This is a genomic window from Bacillus cereus (genome assembly GCF_007678085.1).
GTDB lineage: Bacteria > Bacillota > Bacilli > Bacillales > Bacillaceae_G > Bacillus_A > Bacillus_A cereus_BE.
In genome coordinates this window covers 623,928-629,980 of the sequence record NZ_VEDW01000003.1, presented here as the reverse complement: position 1 = coordinate 629,980, position 6,053 = coordinate 623,928, and the positions used below count along the sequence as shown (strand labels likewise).

Here is a 6,053-nt window from a genome sequence, read left to right as displayed (position 1 = left end):
CTCCCTAATTTATAAGACATTCCCCAGTGTCTTGAACAACTTCCATCCCTAATTAAATTGACATAAATTGTCCCCTTCCTTGACCATCTCTTATTTGATGGTCTTATTTTTTTGTGTACTCTAATCCTTTATGTAAAACTCCCTCTCTCTTTCACTCTATGTTCACACCCTGGTCACATCTACCTTTTATAGTATATGTATCGAAGTTGTTCCTCCCTAATTTATAAGACATTCCCCAGTGTCTTGAACAACTTCCATCCCTAATTAAATTGACATAAATTGTCCCCTTCCCTAGACCATCCTATGTGATGGTCTATTTTGTTTTCTCACTAGATTTTCCAACTTTTTTTGCTCACTTTAGCAAAAGCAATCTATATTTAAATAGATGCTTTTGTATAAAATATTCAGAAAATATTGTCAAAATAGGTAGTTTTTCAGTACAATTAATATAGAAAGTAATTTCACAAAAATAAGGGGGGGTTTTATTGAAACAAACAAAAGCAATCTTAATTGCATTATTTCTCGGTTTAGTTGTCGGACTCACTTTAAATTTAGCTGCACCATCCATTTTTGAACCATTAAATCAATATGTGTTCAATCCACTTGGTCAATTGTTTATTCGACTCATTAAAATGCTAGTTGTTCCTGTTGTGTTCATTTCTATCGTGCTTGGGGCTGCTGGGCTTGGAGACCCGAAACAACTTGGAAGAATCGGCTTAAAATCAATTTCATTCTTTCTTGTCACTACAGCCGTTGCCATCTCTATTGCAGTTACATTTGCACTTATTATACAACCAGGATCTGGCGGTAACTTTAAAACCGAAGGCCTTAAATATGAAGGTGCAAAAACCGAAACATCATTCGTCGATACATTGCTAAATATCGTACCAGATAATCCAGCAAAAGCGATGGCTGATGGAAACATGTTACAAATTATTGCCTTTGCCGTATTAATCGGACTCGGTATAGCTATTTTAGGGAAACGAGTCCAAGGTATCCATTCATTACTTGAACAGGGCAACGAATTAATGATGTATCTTGTTAATCTCGTTATGAAATTAGCTCCAATCGGAACATTTGGATTGCTTGCTTCATCCGTTGGTAAAATGGGTCTTGCAGGCGTCGCTGCGATGTTCAAGTATATGATTGTCGTTATGCTAGTACTTATTATTCACGGCGTCTTCGTGTATGGCGGATTATTAAAGGTATTAGCAAAAGAAAGTATTGTCCGTTTCTTTAAACATTTCGGACCGGTAATGGCAATTGGATTTAGTACATCTAGCTCTAATGCATCTCTTCCGTTCGCGATGAAAACAGCACAAGAAAAACTTGGCGTTCCAAAAGCGATAAGTTCTTTTGTCCAACCACTAGGTGCAACGATTAATATGGATGGTACTGCCATTATGCAAGGTGTAGCAACTGTATTTATCGCTCAAGTATACGGAGTTGAGCTTACTATGTCCCAATTAGCTGTCGTCGTATTAACTGCTGTACTAGCTAGTATCGGTACTGCCGGTGTACCAGGTGTTGGACTTGTAATGCTTACGATGGTATTAAATCAAGTAAATCTACCAGTAGAAGGTATTGCCTTAATTATCGGTATTGACCGCATTCTAGATATGTCACGAACAGCTGTAAATATTTCTGGTGATGCAATTTGCGCAATGATTGTCGCAAAATCAGAAGAAAAATATAATACGGATCAATCTGCAGCATCTTAAATCAAAAAAGGAGTGATAATTTTCACTCCTTTTTTGATTTACTTCCTTTTTTCGAACGATATTCTTTTCCTTTGTTATCATTACCAGTCTCAAATTCAGTACTAAACTCTTGCTGAAATTGCCCTGATTTCGGTGAGCCTTGATTTCCGCTCCCTTTACTACCATTTCGATTTGTCATATGTCTGCCCCCTTCCTTTACTAGTAGTATGTTACATATTTTCTTTTTTATAATCTTTTACAAACGAAAGAAGACCTTCCTCATATAGGGAAGGCCTTCTCCTTTTATTGCGTAAGCGTTTTCTTACTTGTAATGAATTAAATAAGTTTTTTAGAAATAGATATCATTACATTCATTTCTTCTTCTGAAAGCGCGGAGAATCTTTCTTGTAAATATTTCTTTTTCTCCCCTTCCATTTTCGCAACTAAATCTTTTCCTTGTTCTGTAATCTCCAAATATACAACTCTACGATCTGACGTAGAACGTGAACGAGTTACAAAACCTTTATTAATTAATTTTTCTGTAACAGCTGTAATATGACTATTCGACACATTTAACTCATTTGCTACACGTGATACCATTTCTTTATTCGTACGATTCAATATTCTAAGGACGATGAACTCATTCCACGGTATGTAACCACCAAATATCTTTCCAATATCATTACGCAACGTGCGGAACATGGAGAATACATTTGTCGATAGTTCTTCCATTAATTGCTCTCGATTTTGAGACAACTTTGACAGCCCCTTTTATTTCATTTAGTTAAATAAAAACCTTATTAATAATTTTACATGAAATCTTACTTTTTGTCACCTTATTTCCCCATAATTCGTAGTTTTTTAATATACATTTCATGATACAATAAAATTAAATTCCCAGAAAAAGGAGATAGAATAGTGAGTGAAGAAGACAAATTTTCTAATCTCAATCTAAAAGATAAGACTTTGATTATTGGTTTTGTTATTCTGTTTCTCATTATAATTTTTGCATTTATATTCTTTGTATATGTAGGAATCTTTCATATTACAGGTATAGAGTATAGATCACGCACTGCTTTACTTCTATTTTTTTTATTAATCACTTTCTTAGACGGTATTACATTCTTTATCTTCGGTTTCCTCAAGGCGTTGCTATATCCAATGACAAGAAACATGCCAAATTGGCTGGCTATTACTCTTTTTGCAATCATTGAAATTACATTAGATTGGTTCGTCATTCATACTGCCGACGATTGGATAGAGAGCGTACAACTGTCCAACATAGCTGAATTATGTGTCGTACTATTCTTTTTCCTCTTAAATAAATTATTAAGAGACAAGAAAGAGTAAGAATACAAGCTTTTCTATATAAAAATTGGTACAATGAAAACAAATCATACTAAAGAGGTGTTACTTATGAACTTACAACAATGGGCTGATAAAGGTATGTCCTTTGATACATATGTGAATGAAATGAAAGTAAATCAATACGAGCTACTACACATTTACAATAACTTTTTAATTCCAAATGAATTACTTCCTGTATTAGAAGAACGCCAAAATGACGGCTGGCGTGTTATCGTATTAACAGCTGATTGGTGTGGTGACGCTCTTTTATGCGTACCTGTTATGAAACGAATTTCTGAAGTTGCAAATATTGAAATGTCATTATTAATTCGCGATGAAAACTTAGAATTAATGGATCAATATTTAACAAATGGAACAGCACGTGCCATTCCAATCTTTATTTTCATTGATAAAGATGGAAATGAACAAGCCGTTTTTGGACCACGTGCTCCAAAAGTACAAGAGTTAGTAACTTCAATGCGTGCTACATTGCCTGAAAAAGAAGATCCAACATTCGAAGAGAAACAAAAAGAAATGTACGCTAATTTCCGTGCTACGTTAGCTGATGATACTTCTCTTTGGGAACATGTAATGGAAAGCATGATGGAAAAAGTAGTAAAATAAAAAAACTGCCGAACTCGGCAGTTTTTTTATTACATAATGAAGAAATAGAATACCGCAGCTAAAATGAAACGATAGTAAGCGAACGGTGTTAGTTTTACACGAGATAATAATTTTAAGAATGAAACAATTGCAAGCATCGCAACAACGAATGCTGTAATAAATCCTGTTGCAAATAATGGTATATCAGCCGCACTTAATATATCCCAGCTTTTAATTAAATCTAAGCCACTTGCAGCTACCATCATTGGTACTGCTAAAATGAATGTATATTCAGCCGCCGCTGTATGTGACACGCGAGCTAATAAACCACCACTTATTGTAGAACCAGAACGAGAAAATCCTGGCCAAAGCGCTAAACATTGGAACATTCCAATTGTAAATGCTTGCTTATATGTGATTTCATCTAATGTTCTTGCTGTACTTGGTTTCGAAAACTTTTCAGCAACAATCATTAAAATACCACCAGCCACTAAACTGATGACAACTGGGCCTGGCCCAAATAAAACTTCTTTAATCGCACTATGGAACAATACGCCAAGTACGCCGGCAGGAATCATCCCGATAATAATATGTAATAAATTTAACGATGGTCCATCTGTTACTTTCCCTATACCTACTAAAGACCATAGACGCTTCCAAAATATAACAACAACTGCTAAAATCGATCCCAATTGAATAACAACTTCGAAAACTTTCGCTCTCTCGTCGTCAAATCCAAGTAAATGACCTGTTAAAATCATATGTCCTGTTGATGAAACTGGTAAAAACTCTGTTAAACCTTCAACAGCACCCATGATTATTCCAATTAACCAATCAGCCACGAGTAGTGCCTCCTTAATAACAAATATGTAATTTTTCACACCTTATCATAATACCTTATCCCCTATTAAAGTGCATCCTTTTTTTATTAATTGTACATATTGTATGCGCGTATTTCTTTTCTATTTTTTGATTAAATTGTATGATAGTAAGGGTTTGTTTTTTAGCGGAAAGGGGATTTTATGAAAGAAACTAATTCATTCTCACAAAAATTAAAGCAATTTGTATTACTATTTTTCCCGATTTTCGTAACACAAATGTCATTATTTGCAATGAGCTTTTTTGATACGACAATGTCAGGGCACGCGAGCCCTATTGATTTAGCAGGTGTTGCTATCGGAACAAGTATATGGCTTCCCGTTAGTACCGGATTAACAGGAATTTTAATGGCTACTACTCCAATTGTTGCGCAGCTCGTTGGATCCAAGAAAAAAGAGGATGTTCCCAAAATTGTCATACAAGCAGTATATTTAGCAATTTGTGCTAGTTTCGTGGTCATCCTTATCGGTTTCTTCACTGTTTCACCTATTTTAAACGGCATGCGCTTGGAAGAACCTGTGGAACGTATTGCGGCACAATTTTTAAGTATTATTGCAATTGGAATTATCCCTTTATTTACTTACACTGTTTTACGCGGATTTATTGATGCATTAGGAAAAACTCGCACAACCATGATCATTACATTACTATCATTACCAATTAACGTAGTATTAAATTATGTATTAATTTTCGGTCATTTCGGTTTTCCAAAACTCGGTGGAGTCGGAGCAGCAATTGCTTCTGCAGCAACCTATTGGTGCATTTTAATTATTACCGTTATGATTATTCGTACGAAAGAACCTTTCGCATCTTTCCATATCTTTAAACAATTATATCGTCCTTCTCTTTCGAGTTGGAAAGAGTTCTTACAACTTGGCGTCCCTATCGGGTTTGCTATCTTTTTTGAAACAAGTATTTTTGCTGCAGTAACACTTATGATGAGTAATTTTAGTACGACAACAATCGCAGCTCATCAAGCAGCTATGAACTTCGCTTCCTTGTTATATATGACTCCTTTAAGTTTAGCAATGGCAATGACCATCGCTGTTGGATTCGAAGTTGGAGCAAAACGATATAATACCGCAAAACAATATGGATTTATCGGGATTGGCTTAGCACTTGCATTCGCCCTATTATATTCAATTCTTCTCTACTTCTTTGATGATGAAATTGCTTCTATTTATACGACAGATATACAAGTTCATCATTTAGCAAAAGAATTTCTTATATTTGCGATTTTATTTCAAATTTCAGATGCAATTGCAACTCCTGTACAAGGGGCACTACGTGGTTATAAAGACGTAAATGTTTCCTTAATTATGACATTAATCGCTTATTGGGTAATAGGTCTCCCCCTCGGTTACATATTAGCAACTTATACTGACTGGGCGGCAAAAGGATATTGGATCGGTCTTATTATCGGTCTAGCATTTGGCGCCATCTTCCTTCTTGCCCGTCTCGTTCAAGTTCAAAGAAAATATACAATAGAAAACCGCCGCTCACGATAGAGGGCGGTTTTCTTTA

At 35.3% G+C, this 6,053-nt stretch carries 7 protein-coding genes; 4 read left to right on the top strand and 3 right to left on the bottom strand.

The window, feature by feature from the left end; all coding sequences use genetic code 11:
• Window positions 1–485 precede the first annotated feature (485 nt).
• Complete coding sequence (locus FS742_RS16880; RefSeq protein WP_061678898.1) at window positions 486–1,721, top strand: dicarboxylate/amino acid:cation symporter; 1,236 nt, start codon at window positions 486–488, stop codon at window positions 1,719–1,721.
• Window positions 1,722–1,743: 22 nt separating this feature from the next.
• On the opposite strand, the gene FS742_RS16875 is transcribed toward FS742_RS16880, so the two are convergent.
• Window positions 1,744–1,899, bottom strand: a complete 156-nt coding sequence (locus FS742_RS16875) for a hypothetical protein (protein WP_000184933.1) — start codon at window positions 1,897–1,899, stop codon at window positions 1,744–1,746.
• 137 nt (window positions 1,900–2,036) lie between these two features.
• The gene (locus FS742_RS16870) at window positions 2,037–2,456 is read right to left on the bottom strand and encodes a MarR family winged helix-turn-helix transcriptional regulator (RefSeq protein ID WP_144613774.1); all 420 of its coding nucleotides are present in this window, start codon (window positions 2,454–2,456) and stop codon (window positions 2,037–2,039) included.
• A 162-nt stretch (window positions 2,457–2,618) separates the two neighbouring features.
• On the opposite strand from FS742_RS16870, the gene FS742_RS16865 reads away from it, so the two are divergent.
• Together FS742_RS16865 and FS742_RS16860 are read left to right on the top strand one after the other, a co-directional pair.
• Window positions 2,619–3,050, top strand: a complete 432-nt coding sequence (locus FS742_RS16865; RefSeq protein WP_144613772.1) for a YrvL family regulatory protein — start codon at window positions 2,619–2,621, stop codon at window positions 3,048–3,050.
• 33 nt (window positions 3,051–3,083) lie between these two features.
• Window positions 3,084–3,671, top strand: a complete 588-nt coding sequence (locus FS742_RS16860) for a thioredoxin family protein (RefSeq protein ID WP_144613770.1) — start codon at window positions 3,084–3,086, stop codon at window positions 3,669–3,671.
• Between the two features lie 29 nt (window positions 3,672–3,700).
• On the opposite strand, the gene uppP is transcribed toward FS742_RS16860, so the two are convergent.
• Entirely contained in the window at window positions 3,701–4,492 is a 792-nt protein-coding gene (uppP, locus tag FS742_RS16855; protein WP_000796248.1) for a bacitracin resistance undecaprenyl-diphosphatase, read from the bottom strand.
• 180 nt (window positions 4,493–4,672) lie between these two features.
• On the opposite strand from uppP, the gene FS742_RS16850 reads away from it, so the two are divergent.
• The gene (locus FS742_RS16850) at window positions 4,673–6,037 is read left to right on the top strand and encodes an MATE family efflux transporter (protein WP_144613768.1); all 1,365 of its coding nucleotides are present in this window, start codon (window positions 4,673–4,675) and stop codon (window positions 6,035–6,037) included.
• The last annotated feature ends 16 nt before the right edge of the window (window positions 6,038–6,053 follow it).